Source organism: Acidovorax sp. Root568 (genome assembly GCF_001427445.1).
GTDB classification, from domain to species: domain Bacteria; phylum Pseudomonadota; class Gammaproteobacteria; order Burkholderiales; family Burkholderiaceae_C; genus Acidovorax; species Acidovorax delafieldii.
Genome location: NZ_LMGP01000015.1, coordinates 585,927 through 606,167, shown reverse-complemented (window position 1 = coordinate 606,167; position 20,241 = coordinate 585,927). Strand labels below are relative to the sequence as shown.

The 20,241-nt window shown below is 64.1% G+C and carries 17 protein-coding genes and 3 tRNA genes; 17 read left to right on the top strand and 3 right to left on the bottom strand.

Annotated features, from left to right (window positions below; genetic code table 11):
* The first annotated feature begins 11 nt into the window (after positions 1–11).
* The 5 genes from ASD75_RS14605 to rimO all read left to right on the top strand — a co-directional run bounded on the left by ASD75_RS14605 (position 12) and on the right by rimO (position 5,797).
* Positions 12–980 (top strand): alpha/beta fold hydrolase, encoded by a 969-nt coding sequence (locus tag ASD75_RS14605; RefSeq protein ID WP_056746651.1) that lies wholly within the window; start codon positions 12–14, stop codon positions 978–980.
* On the top strand, positions 977–3,190 hold the full coding sequence (locus tag ASD75_RS14600) for a bifunctional (p)ppGpp synthetase/guanosine-3',5'-bis(diphosphate) 3'-pyrophosphohydrolase (protein WP_056746650.1): 2,214 nt from the start codon (positions 977–979) through the stop codon (positions 3,188–3,190). The genes ASD75_RS14605 and ASD75_RS14600 overlap by 4 nt, the downstream gene beginning before the upstream one ends.
* A gap of 116 nt (positions 3,191–3,306) precedes the next feature.
* Positions 3,307–3,383, top strand: a tRNA-Val gene (locus ASD75_RS14595).
* A 282-nt stretch (positions 3,384–3,665) separates the two neighbouring features.
* Positions 3,666–4,226, top strand: coding sequence for a polyhydroxyalkanoate synthesis repressor PhaR (phaR, locus tag ASD75_RS14590; protein WP_056746647.1), 561 nt, complete (start codon positions 3,666–3,668; stop codon positions 4,224–4,226).
* 179 nt (positions 4,227–4,405) lie between these two features.
* Positions 4,406–5,797 carry a 30S ribosomal protein S12 methylthiotransferase RimO gene (gene rimO / locus ASD75_RS14585; protein ID WP_056746646.1) on the top strand — a complete coding sequence of 464 codons (1,392 nt, stop codon included), beginning with the start codon at positions 4,406–4,408 and terminating at the stop codon, positions 5,795–5,797.
* Positions 5,798–5,936: 139 nt separating this feature from the next.
* Here rimO and efp read toward each other — a convergent pair whose 3' ends face one another.
* The 3 genes from efp to ASD75_RS14570 all read right to left on the bottom strand — a co-directional run bounded on the left by efp (position 5,937) and on the right by ASD75_RS14570 (position 8,667).
* Positions 5,937–6,491 carry an elongation factor P gene (efp, locus tag ASD75_RS14580; protein WP_008906801.1) on the bottom strand — a complete coding sequence of 185 codons (555 nt, stop codon included), beginning with the start codon at positions 6,489–6,491 and terminating at the stop codon, positions 5,937–5,939.
* A gap of 140 nt (positions 6,492–6,631) precedes the next feature.
* Positions 6,632–7,774 (bottom strand): elongation factor P maturation arginine rhamnosyltransferase EarP, encoded by a 1,143-nt coding sequence (earP, locus tag ASD75_RS14575; RefSeq protein WP_056746642.1) that lies wholly within the window; start codon positions 7,772–7,774, stop codon positions 6,632–6,634.
* A complete protein-coding gene (locus ASD75_RS14570; RefSeq protein WP_056064190.1) occupies positions 7,771–8,667 on the bottom strand; it encodes a LysR family transcriptional regulator in 897 nt (298 codons plus the stop codon). The genes earP and ASD75_RS14570 overlap by 4 nt, the downstream gene beginning before the upstream one ends.
* A gap of 148 nt (positions 8,668–8,815) precedes the next feature.
* Here ASD75_RS14570 and ASD75_RS14565 point away from each other — a divergent pair, with 148 nt between their 5' ends.
* The 12 genes from ASD75_RS14565 (at position 8,816) to ASD75_RS14510 (ending at position 20,157) form a co-directional block, all read left to right on the top strand.
* Positions 8,816–10,021 carry a CaiB/BaiF CoA-transferase family protein gene (locus ASD75_RS14565; protein ID WP_056746640.1) on the top strand — a complete coding sequence of 402 codons (1,206 nt, stop codon included), beginning with the start codon at positions 8,816–8,818 and terminating at the stop codon, positions 10,019–10,021.
* Entirely contained in the window at positions 10,018–10,998 is a 981-nt protein-coding gene (locus tag ASD75_RS14560) for a hydroxymethylglutaryl-CoA lyase (protein ID WP_056746637.1), read from the top strand. The genes ASD75_RS14565 and ASD75_RS14560 overlap by 4 nt, the downstream gene beginning before the upstream one ends.
* A 46-nt stretch (positions 10,999–11,044) precedes the next feature.
* Entirely contained in the window at positions 11,045–12,025 is a 981-nt protein-coding gene (locus tag ASD75_RS14555; protein WP_056746635.1) for a tripartite tricarboxylate transporter substrate binding protein, read from the top strand.
* 80 nt (positions 12,026–12,105) lie between these two features.
* On the top strand, positions 12,106–13,086 hold the full coding sequence (locus ASD75_RS14550; RefSeq protein ID WP_056746744.1) for a tripartite tricarboxylate transporter substrate binding protein: 981 nt from the start codon (positions 12,106–12,108) through the stop codon (positions 13,084–13,086).
* Positions 13,087–13,202: 116 nt separating this feature from the next.
* Positions 13,203–15,206, top strand: a complete 2,004-nt coding sequence (uvrC, locus tag ASD75_RS14545) for an excinuclease ABC subunit UvrC (protein ID WP_056746627.1) — start codon at positions 13,203–13,205, stop codon at positions 15,204–15,206.
* A 45-nt stretch (positions 15,207–15,251) separates the two neighbouring features.
* Entirely contained in the window at positions 15,252–15,818 is a 567-nt protein-coding gene (gene pgsA / locus ASD75_RS14540) for a CDP-diacylglycerol--glycerol-3-phosphate 3-phosphatidyltransferase (protein ID WP_026436902.1), read from the top strand.
* A gap of 70 nt (positions 15,819–15,888) precedes the next feature.
* The gene (locus ASD75_RS14535) at positions 15,889–16,983 is read left to right on the top strand and encodes a tartrate dehydrogenase (protein WP_056746625.1); all 1,095 of its coding nucleotides are present in this window, start codon (positions 15,889–15,891) and stop codon (positions 16,981–16,983) included.
* 301 nt (positions 16,984–17,284) lie between these two features.
* Complete coding sequence (locus ASD75_RS14530) at positions 17,285–17,557, top strand: HU family DNA-binding protein (protein WP_008906675.1); 273 nt, start codon at positions 17,285–17,287, stop codon at positions 17,555–17,557.
* Between the two features lie 15 nt (positions 17,558–17,572).
* Positions 17,573–17,648, top strand: a tRNA-Val gene (locus ASD75_RS14525).
* Between the two features lie 60 nt (positions 17,649–17,708).
* Positions 17,709–19,637, top strand: a complete 1,929-nt coding sequence (locus tag ASD75_RS14520) for a SurA N-terminal domain-containing protein (protein ID WP_056746623.1) — start codon at positions 17,709–17,711, stop codon at positions 19,635–19,637.
* A gap of 49 nt (positions 19,638–19,686) precedes the next feature.
* Positions 19,687–19,762, top strand: a tRNA-His gene (locus ASD75_RS14515).
* A 191-nt stretch (positions 19,763–19,953) separates the two neighbouring features.
* The gene (locus tag ASD75_RS14510) at positions 19,954–20,157 is read left to right on the top strand and encodes a hypothetical protein (protein ID WP_056064167.1); all 204 of its coding nucleotides are present in this window, start codon (positions 19,954–19,956) and stop codon (positions 20,155–20,157) included.
* The last annotated feature ends 84 nt before the right edge of the window (positions 20,158–20,241 follow it).

Here is a 20,241-nt window from a genome sequence, read left to right as displayed (position 1 = left end):
ATTTCGCACCCATGATTGAACCTACGCTGAACTACGTACTGTGCCCAGGCCCCGCGGCCTCGCCGGAGACTCCAGACCGCGCACCCACTCCCGCACAGCAGCACCGCATGGCGTATTGGGAGTGGAACGCCACTGGCAACCCGGCGCACCCGCACGTCGTCGTCTGCGTGCATGGCCTGTCGCGCCAGGGGCGGGATTTTGATACCTTGGCCCGCGTGCTGAGCCAGCATGCACGGGTGATCTGCCCCGACGTAGTGGGCCGGGGACGCAGTGACTGGCTGGCCGACCCGATGGGCTACCAGATTCCCCAATACGCGGCGGACATGCTGGCACTGCTGGCGCAGTTGCACCAGCAAGCCCCCATCACCACGTTGGACTGGGTGGGCACGAGCATGGGCGGGCTCATCGGCATGGGCATCACCGGCCAGCCCGCTCTGCCCTTGCCGGTGCCTGTGCGCCGGCTGGTGCTCAATGATGTGGGGCCTGTCATCCAGTGGCAGGCGCTGCAGCGCATCGGGCAGTATCTGGGGCAGCCCGCGCGGTTTGCATCGCTGCAGCAGGCGGCCGATGCAATGTGGGCCATCTCCACCAGCTTTGGCCCCCACACGCCCGCCCAGTGGCTGGACCTGTCGCGCGCCATGGTGCGCGAGCTGCCGCAGTCCGCCGGAGGCGGTCTTGCGCTGCACTATGACCCGGCGATTGCCGTGCCGTTCAAGACGTTGACGCAGGAGGCTGCGGCGGCGGGCGAGGCGGCGCTGTGGCAGCTGTATGACCACATCACGGCCCAGACGTTGCTGTTGCGCGGTGCGCAGTCCGACCTGCTCTCGCGCGATACGGCGCAGGCCATGGCGCAGCGCGGGCCCCGGGCCCGCGTGGTGGAGTTTGACGGTGTGGGCCACGCGCCCACGCTGGTGGCGGAAGACCAGGTCGCCGCAGTCGCGGATTTCCTGCTGGCGGCAGAAGGTGCTGTGGCTGGATGAAAACCAACCCTCCTGCACCAGCGTCTCTCACCCCCCAGGCCGACGCTGTCCCCCAGCTCATCGCCGCCACGGCGCACACCCTGCCGGAGCAGGTGAACGCACTGGCCCGCGCGCGCGCTTTTGCCGAACCCCTGATGGCGGGCGAAACGCTCGACTCCGGCGAGAACACGCTGGCCCATGCCGATGCCGTGGCCGCCATCCTCAAGGGTATTGGCGGTTCCGAAGCCATGCAGGCGGCCAGCTATCTGGTACACGCCTGCATCCATCTGAACAAACCCGAGGAGGTGATCGCCAAGGCCTTTGGCGCCAACTTCGCGGCGCTGGCGGTGGAGACCACCAAGCTGATGCGCGTGCAGCAGCAGGCCCGCGCGGCTGCACCGCTGGACGACCCGGCCGTGCAGACGGAGAACGTGCGCAAGATGCTGCTGGCGTTCTCGCGCGACCTGCGGGTGGTGATGCTGCGGCTGGCCTCGCGCTTGCAGACGCTCCGTTTTCATGCGGCTAGCAAGCGCCCCGTGTCGCCCAGTCTGGCGCGCGAGTCGTTGCAGGTGTTTGCGCCGCTGGCAAACCGCCTGGGTATCTGGCAGGTGAAGTGGGAGCTGGAGGACCTGTCCTTCCGCTTCCTGGAGCCCGACACCTACAAGGAAGTGGCCCGCCTGCTCGACGAAAAGCGTGGCGAGCGCGAGGTCTACATGGAGCAGCTGCGCGCGCGACTCGAATCCGACCTGCGTGCGCGCAGCATCAGCGCCACCGTGGCGGGCCGCCCCAAGCACATCTACAGCATCGTCAAGAAGATGCGTGGCAAGTCGCTCAACTTCGACCAGGTGTTCGACATCCGCGCGCTGCGTGTGGTGGTGCCCACGGTGAAGGACTGCTACGCCGCCCTGAGCTGGGTGCACGAGCAGTTCAAGCCCATCGTGGAGGAGTTTGACGACTACATCGCCAAGCCCAAGCCCAACGGCTACCAGTCACTGCACACCATTGTGCGGGACGACAACGGCAAGCCCATCGAGATCCAGATCCGCACCCAGGCCATGCACGAACACGCCGAGCACGGCGTGGCAGCCCACTGGGCGTACAAGGAGGCCGGTGCCAAAGGTTATGCGGGTGTGTCTGCAACGGGCGAGTACGACGCCAAAATTGCCGTGCTGCGCCAGCTGCTGGCGTGGGAGCGGGACCTGGCGGGCACGTTGCCCAACCGGGGCCTGTTCGAGGACCGCATCTACGTGCTGACGCCCGATGCGGCCGTGGTAGAACTGCCCCAGGGCGCCACCCCGGTGGACTTTGCCTACTCGGTCCACACCAGCCTGGGCCACCGCTGCCGGGGCGCCAAGGTCGATGGTGTGATGGTGCCGCTCAATACCCCGTTGCAAAACGGGCAGACGGTTGAAATCTCCACCGTCAAGGAAGGGCGCCCCTCGCGCGACTGGCTCAATGCCGAGCTGGGCTATCTCACCAGCAACCGCGCCAAGGCCAAGGTGCGTGCCTGGTTCAACGCACAGGCCACGCACGAGACAGTGGCCCGGGGCCGCGAGGCGGTCGAAAAGCTGCTGCAGCGCGAAGGCAAGACCGCCATCAAGCTCGACGATCTGGCGGTGCAACTGGGCTTCAAGTCGGCCGACGCGCTGTTTGAGGTGGTGGGCAAGGATGAGTTTTCGCTGCGCAACATTGAAACCGTGCTACGCCCGCCCGAGCCCGTGCTGCAGCCCGACGACTATCTGCTGCTCAAGAAAACACGCACCAACGATGCGGCCCCCAAGGGCGGTGTGCTGGTGGTGGGCATCGACTCGCTGATGACGCAGCTGGCCAAGTGCTGCAAGCCCGCACCCCCGGACACCATCCGTGGCTTTGTCACGCGCGGCAAAGGGGTGAGCGTGCACCGTGCCGACTGCAGCAACTTCCGCGAGATGGCGGCACGCAACGCCGAGCGTGTGATCGAGGTGGAGTGGGGCGTGCCCAAGCCATCGGCATCCACGGCGGTGTACCCGGTGGACGTCGCGGTGGAGGCCGCCGACCGCCAGGGCCTGCTGCGCGACATCTCGGAAGTGTTCGCCCGCGAAAAAACCAATGTGATCGGTGTGCAGACCCAGTCCGTCAAAGGCACGGCGTGGATGACGTTCACGGTAGAAGTGTCCGACTCAGGCCGCCTGAACAAGGTGCTCGGCATCGTGGCTGGGGTGCAGGGCGTTCGTTCTGCCCGCCGCCGTTGAGGCGAGACGCGCGCGGGCCTTGCCTGTGAGCCCGCTTCGCGCGCGTTGTGCGATTTGTAGCCTGCCGAGCTCGAGGGGGCGATTTTTATGGCTATAATCGTGGTCTTGATAACGACAGGCGCGTAGCTCAGCTGGTTAGAGCACCACCTTGACATGGTGGGGGTCGTTGGTTCGAGTCCAATCGCGCCTACCAAGTTTTTCGCTGAAAGAAACCAGCTTTCAGATCCATAAAAAACTTGGCAACGACACCGCACTTGGTGTTCACAGAGCAAGCCACCCAAGGTGGCTTTTTTGTTTCTGCTTCTTTCTTCCCTCGCCAAGGGCTGTTGCTGGGGCGTTGTACGTAAAAGGCTGCACGGCATACGGCGCCTCAAGCATCAGTCGCCCACGCGACACATTGGTGCCCGACATCATCAGGGTATTCCTTTGCCGCAGCGGCGCAGCAGTCTCCCTAGAATGTGCTGCACTGCAATACATGGGTTTTGAGCCCGAGGAGTTCGTTGTGTCCGAACCGAAAACCGCTGCGTCCAAATCGACCCAGCGCGTCATCAAGAAGTACCCCAACCGCCGTCTGTACGACACAGACACCTCCACCTACATCACCCTGGCCGAGGTGCGCCAGCTGGTGATGGACCACCAGAACGTAGTGGTGCGCGACGCCAAGACGGGCGAAGACCTCACACGCAGCATCCTGCTGCAGATCATTTTGGAAGAGGAGGCGGGCGGCGCCCCGATGTTCACCGAGGCGGTGCTGGCCAACATCATCCGGTTCTACGGCCATGCCATGCAGGGGTTCATGGGCGCGTACCTGGAGAAGAACGTCCAGGCCTTCACCGACGTGCAGACCAAGCTGGCCGAGCAGTCCCAAAGCGTGACGCCCGAGATGTGGGCGCAGTTCATGAGCCTGCAGTCGCCCATGCTCAAGGGCATGATGGGCAACTATGTCGAGCAGTCGCAGACCATGCTGGCCCAGATGCAGGAGCAGATGCAAAAGCAGACGGAGCAGATGCTGGGCGCATTTGGACTGAAAAGATAGCCCCCGAGGCGCCTGCGGCGCCTTGCCCCCGGGCGGCGCCGCTATAGCGGCGGTGCTGCCTTTAAATCGCGGCTGCGGGCTGGTGCAGCACCGGTTGCGCAGGTTGCGGCAGGTGGCAAACCTTGCGATGAATCGGCAATCCTGACCGCTCAACGCCGGAACTGGGACAATACGGGGATATGAGCGAAGCAATTGCCCCCACCAAAACACCCAAAGTCGGATTCGTCAGCCTGGGATGCCCCAAGGCGCTGACCGATTCCGAGCTGATCCTCACGCAGCTGAGCGCCGAGGGTTACGAAACCTCCAAGACCTTCCAGGGTGCCGACCTGGTCATCGTCAACACCTGCGGCTTCATTGACGATGCCGTGAAAGAAAGCCTGGACACCATTGGCGAAGCCCTGGCCGAGAACGGCAAGGTCATCGTCACCGGCTGCCTGGGCGCCCGCACGGGTGACGATGGCGGCAACATGGTGCGCCAGATGCACCCCAGCGTGCTGGCCGTGACCGGGCCCCATGCCACGCAAGAGGTGATGGATGCGGTCCACCTGAACCTGCCCAAGCCCCACGACCCCTTCGTGGACCTGGTGCCCGGCAGCTTCGGCATCGCGGGCATCAAGCTCACGCCCAAGCATTACGCTTACCTCAAGATCAGCGAAGGCTGCAACCACCGTTGTACCTTCTGCATCATCCCGTCCATGCGCGGCGATCTGGTGTCACGCCCCATTGGCGACGTGCTGAGCGAGGCCAAGGCCTTGTTCGAAGGTGGTGTGAAAGAGTTGCTGGTGATCAGCCAGGACACCTCGGCCTATGGCGTGGACGTGAAGTACCGCACGGGCTTCTGGGATGGCAAGCCTGTCAAGACCCGCATGCTGGAGCTGGTGCAGACGCTGGGCGAGATTGCCGAGCCCTATGGCGCCTGGGTGCGCCTGCACTATGTGTACCCGTACCCCAGCGTGGACGAAGTGATCCCACTCATGGCCACGGGCAAGGTGCTGCCGTACCTGGACGTGCCTTTCCAGCACAGCCACCCTGACGTATTGAAGCGCATGAAGCGCCCCGCCAGCGGCGAGCGCAACCTGGAGCGCATCCTGCGCTGGCGCGAAGCCTGCCCCGAGCTGGTCATCCGCAGCACCTTCATTGCGGGCTTTCCGGGCGAGACGGAAGAAGAGTTCCAGCACCTGCTCGACTTCGTGCGCGAGGCGCAGATTGACCGTGCGGGCTGCTTTGCCTACAGCGATGTGAATGGCGCTGCGGCCAACGAGCTGCCCGGCATGCTGCCGATGGACGTGCGCGAAGATCGCCGTGCCCGCTTCATGGCGGTGGCGGAAGAGGTCTCGATCGCCAGACTGCAGCGCCGGGTGGGTGCCACCATGCAGGTGCTGGTGGACCATGCCCCTGCCCTGGGCCGCAAAGGGGGTGTGGGCCGCACTTATGCGGATGCGCCCGAGATCGACGGCACCGTGCAGCTGCTGCCGCCCGAGAAGATCAGCAAGCAGCTCAAGGTGGGGGAGTTCACCAAGGCACGTATCGTGGGCGTGCAGGGACACGATCTGGTGGCGCAACCTATCTGATTGCTATTTAATTCATAGCGTTAGACCCATGCAGCACTAGCGCATTGGCTCTGAATAATAAAAAAAGGCTTCCCGAGGGAAGCCTTTTTCTTTGGGGGATCTCCTGTGAGGGAGAGAGGGCTGCGAGCCCTTGCCGCCCTTAGACGCGCTTGCGGTATTCGCCAGTGCGGGTGTCGATTTCGATCTTGTCGCCTTGGCTGACGAACAGGGGCACGGGCACTTCGAAGCCGGTGGCGATCTTGGCAGGCTTCATGACCTTGCCGGAGGTGTCGCCCTTGACGGCGGGTTCCGTCCAGGTGATTTCGCGCTCGACGCTGGTGGGCAGTTCGACCGAGATGGCCTTGCCGTCATAGAACACCACTTCCACGGTCATGCCGTCTTCCAGGTAGTTCAGCGAGTCGCCCATGTTTTCGGCTTCCACTTCGTACTGGTTGTACTCGGTGTCCATGCACACGTACATGGGGTCGGCAAAGTAGGAGTAGGTGCACTCTTTCTTGTCCAGGATCACGTTGTCGATTTTGTCGTCGGCCTTGAACACGACTTCGGTGCCGAAGTTGCCGATCAGGCTCTTGAGCTTCATGCGCACGGTGGCTGCACCGCGGCCGCCGCGGGCGTATTCGGTCTTCAGGACCACCATGGGGTCCTTGCCGTGCATGATGACGTTGCCGGCGCGGATTTCTTGAGCGATTTTCATAGCAAGTTGCTTGGGTTGGGGCCGCTCAACGCGCGGGCTGGCAAACCATCTGGTATGCGCGCCGGTGCATGTTCTGCGGCGAAAGTGCGCGGGGAGCAGGCACTGACATGCCGCACCTGATTTGCGCAAAGCCTCGGATTTTACCGTTTTTCGGCGACAAAGCTCAAAAGTTGTGCGACGAGGTTGTCCTGCGTCAGCAGGCGCGCACGGGCAGCCTGGGTGCAGGCGGTCCACTCTGCCAGCGTGTTGTCGTCCGGCCATTGCAGCGGCGCGGCGTCCAGCCCGTTCCAGGTGGCGTGGAACTGCCGCAGCGACGCAGGGGCCTGCAGCCAGTCCAGAAAGGCCCAGAGCTTGTCGTGGTGGGCGTTGTCGTGCTGCGGGTAGATCTGCCAGACAAAGGCCTGACCCGCCCACAGCGCACGCACCAGCGAGTCCTCGCCCCGCACCGCATTGAAGTCGCAGGCCCACAGCATCTCATCAAACGCTGGCTGGGGGCGGTGGGGAAGGTAGGACAAGGACAGCAGCCCCCGCTGGTCATGCGCTTGCGGACCTCCTTGGTTCCCGGAGGGCTCGGCCAGTGTCGCCCGCACCGCAGCGGCCGGGCGGCCAGGCGTGACCAGCAGCTCGGTGGGTTGCAGCGCACACTGTTGCAGCAGGTGGGCCAGCGCCGGGGGCTCGTAGCAGAACAGCGACGCCCAGCGGCTGCCTGGTGCTTCTTCGCCCCTGCCAAACAGTGCCCGGTGCTCCGTGCGCCAGGCGCTGCGGTCAAAAGCCTCGCGCCGCGCCATCAGATGGGGCTCGCGCAGGAGGCCGCCGGTGCCGGTCGTGAAGCCGGGGTAGAAAAACCAGCGCGTCCACCCCGATGCCGGGCCGGACAGAATGGGGGACGGCAGGCGGTGGGTGCGTGCGACGTAACCCTCTGCAGACAGGTATTCCAGGTTGATCCAGACAGGTTTGGAGCGATTTTGGCCAGAAGCGCTAGTGGAATATGCGCTATATGCTATGAATTCAGGAGCAATATCGCAGCCGAAGGCCTCCACCATCACATCGGGTGGCGGCTCGTTGGGGCCCGGCGGCGGCGCGCCCCAGGGCCGCACCTCCACCCCGGCGCAGCCCCCAGGGGCCATCCATTGCAGAGCCGAGGCGTCGTCTACCCACAGGCGCACGCGGTGGCCCAGTGCGGCCAGCTGCGCCACCAGGCGCCAGCACACCCCAATGTCGCCAAAGTTGTCGATCACGCGGCAGAACACATCCCACTGCAGGGGCTGGCGGTCGGGGGTCATGGTGTGGCGGGCTGCGTGCGCAAGTGGTCCACCAGCAGCCGGGCCACGGTGGAGAGGGATTCTTCCGACCGCACGCACAGCGACAGGCGGCGGTGGGCCCAGGGCTCGTTCAGGGTGACGGTGCGGATCTGCAGCGCGCCCTGGTAAAGCCGCGCACTGCCGCGCGGCATCACGCCCACACCCAGACCGGCGTTGACCATGAGGCACAGCGCGTCGTAGCTGGTGACCTGCATGCGCAGTCGAAGCGGCAGGCCAGCCTCAGCGGATGCGCGGGTGAGCTGGTTGTTGATGGCGCTGTTGGGGTGCGCGCCCACAAAGTCATAGGGCAGGGCGTCTGCCAGCCGCACGGACTTGCGCCGCGCCAGCGCATGGCCGGTGGGTACTACGAGCACCAGCTCGTCGGTGCGGTAGGGCAGCAGCGTCACCCGCTCGCCGTAGTGGCCTTCGTTCAGAATGCCCACGTCGGCCGCGTTCTCGGCCACGGAATGCGCAATCGCGCTGCTGATCTGCTCCTGCAGCCGCACATCCACCTGCGGGTGTTGTGCCAGAAAGCTCTGCAGTTCCCCAGGCAAAAACTGCGTGATGGCCGAGATGTTGGCCACCACGCGCACGTGGCCGCGCACTCCGGTGCCATATTCGCGCATCTGGGTGGCAATGCCGTCCAGGTCATTCAGCACGCCGCGCGCCAGGTTCAGCAGCGCAAAGGCAGCGGCGGTGGGCTCAGTGCCCTTGTTGCTGCGGGTGAACAGGGCCACGTGTAACGCGTCTTCCAGGTCGGCCAGGCGGCGGCTCACGGCCGAGGCGGCCAGGTGCTCGCGCGCGGCGGCGGCAGCGATGGTGCTTTCTTCCATCACGGCCACAAACAGGCGCAGGGAGACGGGGTCGAGTTTCATGGGGGCAGATGGTAGCAAGCGCCGCAGCTGCCATGCCGGTTTGCGATGGCATCTTGTTGCTTGAGCGATTTACGGCCCCGCACACCCTGCGCATCATTCGCCCCGAGCCGCCCCGGCGTGGGGCTGGCCACAGGAGATAACCCCACCCATGGATTCCATTGCTTCCCCCGCCGCGTTGCAAGGCGTGCGCGTCATCGAAATGGGCCAGCTCATTGCCGGGCCTTTCTGCGGCAAGACGCTGGGCGAGTTTGGCGCCGATGTGATCAAGATCGAGGCGCCCGAGACCGGCGACCCGCTGCGCAACTGGCGCCTGATCAAGGAAGGCACCTCCGTCTGGTGGCAGGTGCAGTCGCGCAACAAGCGCTCGGTGGCGCTGGACCTGCGGCAGAAGGACGGGCAGGACATCGCTCGCCAGCTGATTGCAGAAGCCGATGTGCTGGTCGAGAACTTCCGCCCCGGCACGCTGGAAGGCTGGGGCATGTCGCCCGAGGAGCTGCACCAACTCAACCCCGGCCTCGTGATGCTGCGCATCTCTGGCTACGGCCAGACGGGGCCGTACCGCGACCTGCCAGGCTTTGGCGCCATCGGCGAAGCCATGGGCGGCCTGCGCCACCTGACGGGCGAGCCCGGCCGCGTGCCGGTGCGCGTCGGTGTCTCGATTGGTGACACGCTGGCGGCGCTGCACGGCACCATCGGCGTGCTCACGGCGCTGTACCACCGCAAGGTCAACGGCGGCCAGGGCCAGGTGATTGACGTGGCGCTGCACGAGGCGGTGTTCAACGTGATGGAAAGCCTGATCCCCGAATACAGCGCCTTCGGCGCCGTGCGCGAGGCCGCAGGCAGCGCGCTGCCGGGCATTGCACCGAGCAACGCCTACCCCTGCCAGGACGGCTGGGTGCTGGTGGCGGGCAATGGCGACAGCATTTTCAAGCGGCTGATGGATGCGATTGGCAGGCCCGACCTGGGCACTGCGCCGGACCTCGCCAACAACACCGGCCGCGTGGCCCGGGTGGAAGAGATCGACGCTGCGATTGGCGCCTGGAGCGCGCAGCGCACTGTGCAGCAGGTGCTGGATGCATTGGGCGCTGCCCGCGTGCCTGCGGGCAAGGTCTACACCGCCAAAGACATTGCCGAAGACCCGCACTACCGCGCCCGCGACATGCTGCTGACGCAGCAGACGCGCGACGGCTACAGCGTGGAGGTGCCCGGCATCGTGCCCAAGCTTTCGGCCACGCCGGGCAGCATCCGCAGCAGCGCGCCGCACCTGGGCGACGACACCGATGCGGTGCTGGCCGAGGCCGGGCTCACGGCCGAACAGATCGCGCTGCTGCGCAGCAAGGGGGTGATTCAATGAGTGCATCCAACACCGTATGGCAGGGCGCAGGCCGCCGCATCCACATGCAGGAAGTCGGTCTGCGCGACGGCCTGCAGATGGAAAAGGCGTTTGTGCCCACGGCCGACAAGATCGCGCTGTGCAATGCACTGTCGGCGGCGGGCCTGGCCAAGATCGAGGTGACTTCGTTCACCTCGCCCACGGCCATCCCTGCGCTCAAAGACGCCGAGATCGTGATGCGCGAGATCACGCGCCGCCCTGGCACGGTCTACACCGCGCTGGTGCCCAACCTGCGCGGTGCCGAGCGCGCCATCGAGTCGCGCACGGACGAGCTGAACCTGGTGATGTCGGTCAGCGCCACCCACAACCTGGCCAATCTGCGCATGACGCAGGAACAGTCGTTTGCGGCGTTGGCGCAGGTAGTGGCCCTGGCGCAGGGCGCCAACGTGGCGGTGAATGTGTCGCTGTCGTGTGTTTTTGGCTGCCCCATGGAAGGCGATGTGGCCGAGGCGGATGTGTTCGGCTGGGTGCAGCGTTTTGTGGATCGGGGCGTGCGTGGCATCACGCTGTGCGACACCACGGGCATGGCCTACCCCACGCAGGTGCACCAGCTCACGGCGGCAGCGCGCGCGCGCTGGCCGGGGGTGGAGTTCACCCTGCATTTCCATAACACGCGCGGCATGGGGCTGGCCAATGTGCTGGCGGCCATTGACGCAGGCGCAGACCGGTTCGATGCCTCGCTGGGCGGCCTGGGCGGCTGCCCCTATGCGCCGGGCGCCAGCGGCAATGTGTGCAGCGAGGAGATCGTGCATGCGCTGGTGCTGATGGGCTATGACACGGGGGTGGATCTGGCACAACTGTTGGCCGCTGCGCAGCAACTGCCTGCGTTGATTGGCCACGACATTCCCAGCCAGATCGCCAAGGCGGGCCCGCGCCTGGCGCTGCACCCGGTGCCTGCCGATTTCGAGGCGATCCGCGAAAGAGCGCTGGCCCGCTGAGCGCGGGTGAGCCTGCATTCACCCATAACACCAGGAGACAAAAGCCATGACATTTCAAACGACGCTGTCCCGCCGCATCTTTACCGCCGCCGTGCTGTGCTCCGCTGCATTGGCTGCGGGCGCGCAGGACAAATACCCCTCCAAGCCCATCACCGTGGTGGTGCCCCAGGCTGCGGGTGGCGCCAACGATGCCATTGCGCGCGTGGTGGCGCAAAAACTCAGCGAACAACTGGGCCAGAGCGTGATCGTGGACAACCGCCCTGGCGCGGGCGGCACGCTGGCCACCGGCACCACAGCCCGTGCACGCAACGATGGCTACACGCTGCTGCTCACGGCTGACAGCGCCCATGTGATCGGCCCTGCGCTGTACAAGAACCCGGGCTTTGACCCGGTGAAGGACTTTGCACCCGTGGCGCCCGTGGCCACGGCGGGCTATGTGCTGGTGGCGCATCCATCCTTCCCGGCCAACACCGTGGCCGAAATGGTGGCTTTGGCCAAGGCCAGCCCCGGAAAATATTCGATTGCCTCGGCGGGCAACGGAACGCTGAACCACCTGATTGGCGAGATGCTGCAAAAGGCGGCGGGCATCCAGCTGCAGCACATTCCGTACAAGGGTTCCGCCGCAGCCGCCACCGATGTGGTGGGCGGGCAAGTGCCGCTGTCGGTGCAAAGCCTGCCGTCAGCCATTGCGTTCATCAAGGCAGGCAAGCTCAAGGTGCTGGGTGTGGTCAATGAAAAGCGTGTGGCCGCGCTGCCCGATGCACCCACCATTGGCGAGACGATCAAGGGCTTTGGCCAGGCGCCGTGGTATGCGCTGTTTGCTCCGGCCGGCACGTCCGCGCCCATCGTGGCGCAGCTGCAGGCCGAGGTGGCCCGTGCGCTGGAGCACAAGGACGTGGTGGACAAGCTGGCCACCGTGGGCTGCGAGCCCTTCAAGGGCACGGCAGCGCAGCTGGCCGCGCTGGTGCAGTCCGACCTGCCCAAGTGGAGCCGCGTGGTCAAAGACACGGGCGCCACGGTGGATTGATCGGGTGCTTTCTCTGTGCCTTCCTGCTTCTCGCAACTCAGATTTTTGACAACAACGACAACGACGGAGACATCCCTTTCATGAAAACCACCCGCAAGCAGTTCACCACCCTCGCCCTGGCCGCACTGGCCACCGGCTTCATCGGCCACGCAGTGGCGCAGGGCGCCTACCCGTCCAAGAACGTCACCATGGTGGTGCCCACCGCCGCAGGCGGCACCACCGACCTGTCGGCCCGCATGCTGGCGCAAGCCCTGGCGCCGGTGCTGGGCCAGTCGGTCATCGTGGACAACAAGGGCGGGGGCAACGGCAACATTGCGGCCAGCGCCGTCAAGCGGGCCGAGGCCGATGGCTACACGCTGCTGATGCAGTACTCGGGCTACCACGTCATCTCGCCCCACATCACCAAACAAAAGCAGTGGGAGCAGGGTGACTTCCAACCCGTGGCCAACGTCATCTCGGCCCCGCAGATCATCGTGGTGCGTGCTGACCTGCCGGTGAAAACGCTGCCCGAGCTGATCGCCTACGCCAAGGCCAATCCCGGCAAGCTCAACTACGCCTCGTCGGGCAACGGCTCGCTGCAGCACGTGACCGGTGCCATGCTGGAGCAGCAGGGCGCCATCAAGATGGTCCATGTGCCCTACAAGGGCACAGGCCCCGCGCTGCAGGACCTGCTGGGCGGCCAGGTGGACCTGACCTTTGGCACTGCACCACCGTTCATGCCCCACATCGCCAGCGGCAAGCTGCGCGTGCTGGCCGTGACGGGCAAGCAGCGCCTGCCCAGCCTGCCTGATGTGCCCACCACGGCCGAGGCGGGCTACCCCAAGGTCGATGCCACCTCATGGTTTGCGGTGTTTGCCCCCGCCGCCGTGCCCAAGGCCGTGGTGGACAAGCTGACGGCCGACATCCGCACCGTGGTGCAGAACGCGGCCTTCCAGCAAAAGGCGCAGGAGCAGGGCGCCACGGCCGACTACCAGACCCCGGCGCAGTTGGGTGACAAGGTGAAGGCTGATCTGGCCAACTGGGCGCAGGTGGTGAAGACCTCGAAGATCGAGGCGGAGTGACCGGGGTACGGTGATTTTTTGATCAAAATGGCTGCAAGCGCTGGTTGAATATGCGCTGGTAGCTATTTTTTTGATAGTGAAAAGGGCAGGCTGCGCACGGGGCCACAATACGCGCCATGTCTGATGTGCATTCCGAAGAACTCCTGGCGCAGGTGGCTGCGCTGCCCGCGTTGCCGGGCGTGTACCGTTATTTCGACGCGCAGGATGCGCTGCTGTACGTGGGCAAGGCGCTCAACCTCAAGCGCCGGGTGTCCAGCTACTTCCAGAAGAACCATGGCGGCACCCGCATCGGCCACATGGTCAGCAAGATCGTGCGCATGGAGACCACGGTGGTGCGCTCCGAGGCCGAGGCGCTGCTGCTGGAAAACAACCTCATCAAGACGTTGAACCCCAAGTTCAACATCCTGTTCCGCGACGACAAGAGCTATCCCTACCTCAAGATCACCGGCACACCGGGCGCCCACACGCGGGGCGATGCGCCGGGCCAGGTGTTTCCGCGCATGGCCTACTACCGGGGCGCGGTCGATAAAAAGCACCGCTACTTTGGCCCCTATCCAAGCGCCTGGGCGGTGAAGGAAACCATTCAGCTGTTGCAAAAGGTGTTCCGGCTGCGCACCTGCGAAGACACGGTGTTTGCCAACCGCACACGGCCCTGCCTGCTGTACCAGATCAAGCGCTGCACCGGGCCCTGCGTGGACTTGATTTCGCCCGAGGCCTATGCGGCTGACGTGCAGCACGCCGAGGCATTGCTGCGTGGTGAAACGCAGGAGGTGCTGCAAGCCATGGAGGCGCGGATGATGGCGCACTCGGACAAGCTGGAGTTTGAGCAGGCTGCCGAGGTGCGCAACCAGATCCAGGCGCTGTCGCGCGTGCTGCACCAGCAGTCCATTGAGACGGTGGATGACAAGGATGTGGACATCCTGGCGGTGCGCGTGCAAGGCGGTCGTGCCTGCGTGAACCTGGCCATGGTGCGCGGTGGCCGCCACCTGGGCGACCGGCCGTATTTCCCGGTGCACGTCGAGGACGCTGCGGCGGTGTTCGAAGAAGAGGGCGGGGACGGTGCGGATGAAACGGTGGCCACCCCGTCTCGCCCGGTTCGCCCCGTGGAGGCCCTGGTGCTGGAGGCCTTCATTGCCCAGCACTACATCGGTGTGCCCGTGCCACCGCTGCTGGTGACCAGTGTGCCGGTGGACAAGGCCTTGCTGGACGCGCTGACCGAACAAAGTGGCTTGCGCGTGAACGCTATCCACCAGCCGCGCGAACAGCGCCGCGCGTGGCTGGACATGGCGCAAAAGAACGCCGACCTGCAACTGGCCCGTCTGCTGGCCGAGGAGGGCTCGCAGCAGGCCCGCACGCGGGCGCTGGCCGAGGCGCTGGATCTGCCGCCCGAAGACCTGGACCAGCTCACCATCGAGTGTTTCGACATCTCGCACACGGCAGGTGAATCCACCCAGGCGTCGTGTGTGGTGTTTCACCACCACAAGATGCAGAGCAGCGAATACCGCCGCTACAAGATCGAGGGCATCACGGGGGGCGACGACTATGCCGCCATGCGCCAGGTGCTCACGCGCCGCTACAGCAAGGTGGTGGAGGCGCAGCGCGAGGAGGGCGGCATCGACTATGCGCAATCGCCCGAGGCGCAAGCCGCAGCCCGGCCCAAGGGCCAGGCGCGTTTGCCGGACCTGGTGCTCATCGACGGCGGCAAGGGCCAGGTGGGCGTGGCGCGCGAGGTGTTCACTGCGCTGGGGCTGGACCTGACCCGCATCGTGGGGGTCGAGAAGGGCGAGGGCCGCAAGGTGGGCCTGGAAGAGCTGGTGTTTGCCGACGGGCGTGAGAAGGTGTACCTGGGCAAGGATTCGGCCGCGCTGATGCTGGTGGCGCAGATCCGCGATGAGGCGCACCGCTTTGCCATCACCGGCATGCGCGCGGCACGGGCCAAGGTGCGCGTGGGAGGCGGGCAACTGGAAGAAATTGCGGGGGTGGGGCCCAAGAAGCGGGCGCGCCTGTTGCAACGTTTTGGCGGGGTGCGTGGGGTTGCATCCGCGAGCGTGGAGGACCTGGCCACCGTGGACGGCATCTCGCATGAATTGGCAGAAGAAATTTACAAGGCCTTGAGATAAGCCCCATGTGCCGTTCCACGGCCGCGCCGTGACACAATCGCCGCCATGTTCTGGACTATCCCCACCTTGATGACCTGGACGCGCATCGTCGCGATACCTTTGATCGTGGGGGTGTTCTACGCACCGCTGGACCCGGCCACGCGCAATCTCATCGCCACCGTGATGTTCGTGGTGTTCGCGGCCACCGACTGGCTGGACGGCTACCTGGCCCGCAAGCTCAACCAGACCTCGTCCTTCGGGGCTTTCCTGGACCCGGTGGCCGACAAGTTTCTGGTGTGTGCGTCGCTCCTGGTGCTGGTGCACCTGCAACGTGCCGACGTGTTTGTGGCCCTCATCATCATCGGCCGCGAGATCGCGATCTCGGCCCTGCGCGAGTGGATGGCGCAGATCGGCGCCAGCAAGAGCGTGGCCGTGCACATGATCGGCAAGGTCAAGACCACGGTGCAGATGCTGGCCATCCCCTTTCTGCTGTACGACGGGCGCCTGTTTGGCGTGATCGATACCGGCGTGTGGGGCACCTGGCTCATCTGGGCCTCGGCGGTGCTCACCGTCTGGTCGATGGTGTACTACCTGCAGAAGGCGTTGCCGGAGATCCGGGCACGCGTCAAATAGTTTTCAAGTCTTTGATGCCTGGAGCGCTTGATATATAAGCGCAGGCAGCTATATTTTCAGGAGCATCTGAATGGCGAAGCATCGCATTGCAGTCATTGCCGGTGACGGCATTGGCAAAGAGGTCATGCCCGAGGGCATCCGCGTTCTGGACGAGGCCGCCCGCAAGTTTGGCATTGACCTGCATTTCGACCACTTCGACTTTTCGAGCTGGGACTACTACGAAAAGCACGGCAAGATGCTGCCCGATAACTGGAAGGACCAGATTGGCGGCCATGAGGCCATTTACTTCGGCGCGGTGGGCTGGCCCGACAAGATCGCTGACCATGTCTCGCTCTGGGGCTCGCTGCTGCTATTCCGCCGCGAGTTCGATCAGTACATCAACCTTCGGCCCGCACGCCTCATGCCAGGCGTGATCGCCCCTGTGGTGCGCCGTGATGGCAGCCCGCGCCTGCCCGGCGAGATCGACATGCTGATCGTGCGCGAGAACACCGAAGGCGAATACTCCAGCATCGGTGGCCGCATGTACGAAGGCACTCCGCGCGAGATCGTGATGCAGGAGACAGTGATGTCGCGCCACGGCGTGGACCGCGTGCTGAAGTTTGCGTTTGAACTGGCCCAGTCGCGCCCCAAGAAGCACCTGACCAGCGCCACCAAGTCCAACGGCATCGCCATTACCATGCCCTACTGGGACGAGCGCGTGGCCGAGATGGCCAAGGCCTACCCCGATGTGAAGGTGGACAAGTTCCACATCGACATCCTCACCGCCCACTTCGTGCAGCGGCCCGACTTCTTTGATGTGGTGGTTGCCAGCAACCTGTTCGGCGACATCCTCTCGGACCTGGGACCTGCGTGCACCGGCACCATCGGCATCGCGCCCAGCGCCAACCTCAACCCCACGCGCACCATGCCGTCGCTGTTTGAGCCGGTGCATGGCTCGGCGCCCGACATCGCGGGCAAGGGCATCGCCAACCCCATCGGGCAGATCTGGTGCGGCGCAATGATGCTGGACTTCCTGGGTTATCGCGCCGCGCATGACGCCGTTCTGGCCGCTATCGAAGCCGTGTTGCAACCCGGCAGTGGTGCTCCGCGCACCCCGGACCTGGGCGGCACGGGCAGCACGCAGGACGTGGGCAAAGCCATCGCTCAGGCACTCGCTGCTCGTTGAGTACGGCTGGCTGCGGGGTGTCAATACGGAGTGCTGCCGATACGGCGTGTTTGAGACAAAAACCCCCGCCAAGCCCTGTCGCAGCGTGAAATACGACTAGAATTCAAAACAACGCTGACGCAAAACAGCGTGTTGTATTGACACTCTGAAACTCGATGGCTTTAATCTGATGCAGCAGCCACTGCTGTGTATGCCAGTCATTCCCCCGCCTGTTCTCCACCAGCCCACGGCTGTGCTTTCAGGCGTGTGAAGACCAGATATCCTCGAGACATTCCATTAACTCTTTTCCGAGAGGCTTCTTGTGAACAAAACCGAATTGATTGAGCACATCGCTACCAACGCCGACATCTCCAAGGCCGCTGCTGCGCGTGCCCTGGAATCCACGATCGAGGCTGTCAAGAAGACTCTCAAGAAGGGCGGCACCGTGTCGCTCGTCGGTTTCGGTACCTTCGCTGTGGGCAAGCGTGCTGCCCGTACCGGTCGCAATCCCCGTACTGGCGCTACGATTAAAATCAAAGCTGCTAAAGTTCCGAAGTTCCGTCCTGGCAAGGCATTGAAAGATGCCTTGAACTGAGGATCAGTTTAGGTGGGGTCCTTAGCTCAGTTGGTAGAGCGGCTCCTTTACACGGAGTAGGTCGGCGGTTCGAGACCGTCAGGACCCACCATCACCGAACAAAGGCGAACGCAAGTTCGCCTTTTGTTTTTTGCCTTCTGAAAGATCGACCATGTTTGAATCCATCCGCAAGCACTCCAAGATCGTGATGATCTTCTTGTTCTTGCTGATCATTCCTTCGTTTGTGCTGGTAGGCATCGACCGCAACTATTTCTCTGAAAAGAGCCCTGTGGTAGCCCGTGTCGATGGCAACAACATCAACCAGACGGACTGGGACAATGCCCATCGCATGGAGACAGACCGCATTCGCGCACAGTCTCCCTCGGTCGATCCCAAGTTGCTGGACTCTCCCAGCGCCCGGTATGCCACGCTGGAGCGCCTGGTGCGTGACCGTGTGCTTGCGGCTGCCGCGCAAAAGATGCACCTCGTGACCAGCGATGCGCGTCTGGCCCGCAGCCTGCAGGAGATTCCCGCCATTGCGGGACTCAAGCGCCCGGACGGTACGCTGGACGCCGATGCGTATCGCGCACTGGTCGCTGCTCAAGGCCTGACGCCCGAAGGTTTCGAAGCCAATGTGCGCCGCGACATCTCGGTGAACCAAGTGATGGGTGGAGTGATGAGCTCCGCGTTTGGCTCCGATGCGCAGGTCAAACTCGCGCTCGACGCTTTGTATGAGCGCCGTGAGATCCAGGTGGCCCGATTCAACGCTGCCGACTTCGCCAGCAAAGTCACCCCGACAGATGCAGACCTGGAGGCCTACTACAAGGCCCATCCCGCCCTGTTCCAGCAACTGGAACAGGCAGCCATCGAATACGTGGTGCTGGATCTCGACAGCGTGCGGGCGTCCATCACCCTGGGTGAAGACGACCTGCGTACTTACTACAAAGAGAATGTGGCTCGCATGACGGCGAAGGAAGAGCGCCGCGCCAGCCACATCCTGGTAAACGCTCCCAAGGATGCATCCGCCGCGGACCGCGAGAAGGCCAAGGCCCGTGCCACTGAACTGCTGGCCCAGGTGCGCAAGGCTCCCGGCAGCTTTGCTGATGTGGCCAAGAAATCCTCTGACGACAAGGGCTCGGCCGTTGCGGGCGGAGACCTGAACTTCTTTGCCCGGGGTGCGATGGTCAAGCCCTTTGAAGAAGCTGCGTTTGCGCTGAAAAAGGGCGAAATCAGTGATCTGGTGGAAACCGAGTTTGGTTATCACATCATCCAGCTCACCGACATCAAGACACCCCGCCAGCCCAGCTTCGAAGAACTGCGCCCCACCATGGAAGCAGAGCTCAAGCAGCAGCAGGCGCAGCGCAAGTTTGCCGAGGTGGCAGAGTCCTTCACCAATGGTGTGTATGAGCAGGCAGACAGCCTCCAGCCCGTGGCCGACAAGCTCAAGCTGAAGATCCAGACTGCCAAGGGCGTGACCCGGACCCCTGCCGCAGGTGCTAAGGGCCCTCTGGCCAACGCCAAGTTCCTCGAAGCACTTTTTGCTACCGACTCGCTGCAGAACAAGCGCAACACCGAGGCGGTGGAAGTGGGCCCCAGCCAGATGGCTGCCGGTCGTGTGACCACCTACACCCCTGCATTGACACTGCCCTACGACGAAGTGAAGGCCCGTGTTCGCACCTTGTATGTGGCTGAGAAATCTGCCGAACTCGCACGCAAGGAGGGCGAGGCCAAGCTCAATGCATGGAAGGCTGCCCCATCTTCTGCCACAGGCTTGGCCGCAGCGACCGAAGTCTCCCGCGAACAGACCCAGAACCTGCCGCGTGCCCTGATCGACGCCGCACTGCGGGCTCCCTCCGAAACGCTGCCAGGCTGGACGGGGGTGGATTTGGGCGCTGCGGGTTATGCCGTGGTCAAGGTCAACCGCGTCGTGCCGCGCCAGGCACCGGATGCGCAGCGTGCGCAGCAGGAGCGCCAACAATACGTGCAGTGGTTGGCCACGGCCGAAGGGCTGGCGTACTATGAACTGCTCAAGCAGCGCTTCAAGGTGCAGATCAAGGCACCACGTCCTGAGGCAGCGGCAACAGTGACTGCAGAAAATTAAGCGATTTGATGTCCGGGGCCAAAATCCCGGGCTATAATACAAAGCTACGGTGGCTGTAGCTCAGTTGGTAGAGTCCAGGATTGTGATTCCTGTTGTCGTGGGTTCGAGCCCCATCAGCCACCCCAAAATAGCAAAGCGCTGCAGCAGAAATGTTGCAGCGCTTTTTGCTTTGGGGCTGTATGGAATCTCGCCTTGCGCATGCCCCCCTGTGCAGCGTTGTGCGTCAAGGGGGTTTTCTCACCATCAAAGCCCCGCCTCTCGCTCACCACAGCCCCACACGGCGCATACTGCATGCTCCACTTTTTGGGAGTTTCTGATGAGCCTTGTGATTCGCGACGCGTCGCCCAGTGAAAAGCGCGGCAACGCCATGTCTGCGGCCTTGGCCAAAGAGCAACTTCAATACGCGGTCCAGATCGTGCGCGACGTGTTGCCGCAGAGCGCTGGCGATGCGGCATTGATCGGCGCCGTGGTGCAGGCCATTGCCATGAATTACGCCGCTGTGCCGCAGCCCAATCGTTAGGGTTGGGGCTGTACGCAACGAGGTGCTTGATCCACATCCGTCATCCAGCCCGCGCGCGCATTGCTTGGCTGTTCCGCACTCGTC